The 1,951-nt window shown below is 61.1% G+C and carries 2 protein-coding genes; both read left to right on the plus strand.

The features are described from left to right. A complete protein-coding gene (locus CT676_RS43505; RefSeq protein WP_244623540.1) occupies positions 1-1,044 on the plus strand; it encodes an ABC transporter substrate-binding protein in 1,044 nt (347 codons plus the stop codon). Positions 1,045-1,064: 20 nt separating this feature from the next. Further along, the coding region (locus CT676_RS43510; RefSeq protein ID WP_244623541.1) for an ABC transporter permease subunit at positions 1,065-1,951 on the plus strand (887 nt) is incomplete at its 3' end.

Below are 1,951 nucleotides of genomic sequence, written 5' to 3' on the forward strand. Positions count from 1 at the left end.
TTGGTTTGCACCCTCGGCGCCACGGCGCCGCTTGGAATGTTTGGAGCGGCTCGCGCGCTGACGGCATCCGGGACTGGATCGCTGTCTTATATTCCCGGCGAGCCTCTTATTTGTCGCGCCGCAGCGAGCAGTGAAGAGCTGCAGGGCCCACCCCGCCAACTCAAACTCGCCTGGAATGCGAACGCGGCGTGCACCGTCGCTGCGGCAGTCGCAAAGGAGCGGGGTATCTTCGCCAAGCACAACCTCGATGTCGAATTCGTCAATTTCGGCGGTTCGACCGACCAGTTGTTGGAGGCGATTGCAACTGGCAAGGCGGATGCCGGTTTGGGATTGGCCCTGCGCTGGCTCAAACCGCTGGAGCAAGGTTTCGACGTTCGGATCACCGCCGGTGTGCACGGCGGCTGCATCCGGCTCCTCGGCTCCAAGGCTGCGAATATTGACAGCCTGGAATCCCTGCGCGGCAAGGCCATCGGGATTAGCGATCAATCGAGCCCAGCGAAGAACTTCTTTTCGATCTACCTCGCCAAAAAGGGCATCGATCCGGCCCAAGAGGTAGAGTGGCGCCAGTACCCGGCCAATCTGCTCGCGCTTGCCGTCGACAAGGGCGAAGTGCAGGCGCTGGCCGAGATAGATCCGCTGCCCTACCTCTGGCTCAAGGAAGGCAAACTCAACGAGATCGCGACGAACTTGACGGGTGAATTCGCCGACCGCACCTGCTGCGTTCTCGCGATACGTGGCAGCCTCACCCGAAGCGAAATGCCGGTGGCGGCCGCTCTGACCCGATCGATACTGGAGGGGGCAGACCTAGTTGCCAGCGATCCCGCCGATGCCGCAGCAATCTATTCGGGCTACGGCGGGAGAGGATCCGTAGAGGATCTCGCCACGATGTATCGCAGCCATACTCACCACAATCACCCGGTCGGGGCAACGCTCAAGAAGCAGCTTCTACTCTACACCGACGAACTCAAGGCAGTGAACGTCATGAAGCGAAGCACTGACCCGGCCAAATTCGCCGAGCGGATTTATCTTGACGTTCTAAGCTGAGCCGATTGGGAAGATCCGCAGTGAGCTCGGTCATCGATGAAGTGCCGAGGCCATCAGAGAAATCGGGTTTCGGCTTTTTTGAAAGTTCGACCACTCGGTCGTTGATCGGCGGACTGTCTGTTGCCGCCGCATGGTCTATGGTCGCCGTGCTCACTGCGCTCTGGCCGGATAAGCCCGAGAGCGATTGGGCCTACACGGGCGGCTTCGCGATTGCCTGCGGCGCGTTGGCCCTTGCGCTCGCCCTGGCAGCCTTTGCCGGCGTTCGTTTTGTTGCTTTTCAGCGTCTCCAGTGGCTCTCCCCGTGGCTGTTTGCGCTCGCGCTGTTTTTTGCTGCCTGGGAGGCCGTCACAGCAAAGCTTGGATTGCTGCCGTTGCCGTTCTTTCCGCCGCCGCAGGCCATTGTCGAAGTCGTAATCGATGATTGGGGGCGGCTGGCTGAAGGCATCTTCGCCTCAGCGCGTCTGCTCGCGACCGGTTACTTTCTCGGTGCGGCGGTGGGGTTCGTAACCGGCGTGGCGATCGGCTGGTCGCGGCTCGCCGGTTATTGGATCCACCCAGTTTTGCGGTTCATCGGGCCGCTGCCCGCGACAGCTTGGCTGCCGCTCGCATTTTTTGTTTTCCCGTCGAGCTTCAGCGCCAGCATTTTCCTGATTGCGCTCGCCACCGGGTTTCCGGTCACCGTGCTGACCTGGTCGGGCGTCGCCTGCGTGAAGAGCGCCTATTACGATATTGCGCGGACATTGGGAGCAACCCAGCGCTTCCTCGTGCTCAAGGTTGCCATTCCGGCGGCAATGCCTCATGTCTTTGTTGGCCTGTTCATGGGTCTCGGCAACTCGTTTGCGGTTCTTGTCGTAGCCGAGATGCTGGGCGTGAAGGCGGGGCTCGGCTGGTACCTGCAATGGGCGCA

The organism is Bradyrhizobium sp. MOS001 (assembly GCF_004634465.1).
Classification (GTDB): domain Bacteria; phylum Pseudomonadota; class Alphaproteobacteria; order Rhizobiales; family Xanthobacteraceae; genus Bradyrhizobium; species Bradyrhizobium barranii.